Source organism: Shewanella sp. HN-41, assembly GCF_000217915.1.
In the GTDB taxonomy this organism is placed as follows: domain Bacteria; phylum Pseudomonadota; class Gammaproteobacteria; order Enterobacterales; family Shewanellaceae; genus Shewanella.
Genome location: NZ_AFOZ01000010.1, coordinates 1 through 688, shown reverse-complemented (window position 1 = coordinate 688; position 688 = coordinate 1). Strand labels below are relative to the sequence as shown.

The following is a 688-nucleotide window of genomic DNA, read 5'->3' as shown; positions in this document are numbered from 1 at the left end:
TCATTACGGTTAAAACTACAGCGAAAACAAACGCTCATATGGTGATGCTGTCGGGATTAAACTAACAAATAGGCTGGAACAATCGAGGATGAGTAGGAATGCTAAATCTGCTGAAATGCAAAATGGCTATATTTTTGTTGGAAGTTAAGAAAACTGCATAAGGGAATCGAAGAGGAAAATTGGAGCGACGTGATTTTAATCAGGAGCAGTGCGAATCTATGACCTATACCTTGAAAAAGAAGGTATCGCAATCACAACTGAACTTAATATCGCATAACTTTGTATTTAATGATTTGATAAATCACTAAATTTGTATTTGGAGCGACATATCGGGTTCGAACCGATGACCTATACCTTGAAAAAGAAAGGTATCGCCATATCAAAATCACAACTGATCTAATGTCAATTGAGTAATGTGATAGTGGAATATTTAGGAAATTGGAGCGACATATCGGGTTCGAACCGATGACCTATACCTTGGCAAGGTATCGCTCTACCAACTGAGCTAATGTCGCATAATCTGTATTAATGACTTGGTAAATCATTAAGTTTAATTTGGAGCGACATATCGGGTTCGAACCGATGACCTATACCTTGGCAAGGTATCGCTCTACCAACTGAGCTAATGTCGCATAATTATCGCTGTCACATCCGCTTTCAACATTCACAAAGGTATCGTCTTTCACCT

General features: G+C 38.5%; 2 tRNA genes. Both read right to left on the bottom strand.

The features are described from left to right. Nucleotides 1-439: 439 nt before the first annotated feature. A tRNA-Gly gene (locus tag SOHN41_RS01225) sits at nt 440-515 on the bottom strand. Between the two features lie 41 nt (nt 516-556). Further along, nucleotides 557-632 (bottom strand) — tRNA-Gly (locus tag SOHN41_RS01220). Nucleotides 633-688 lie beyond the last annotated feature (56 nt).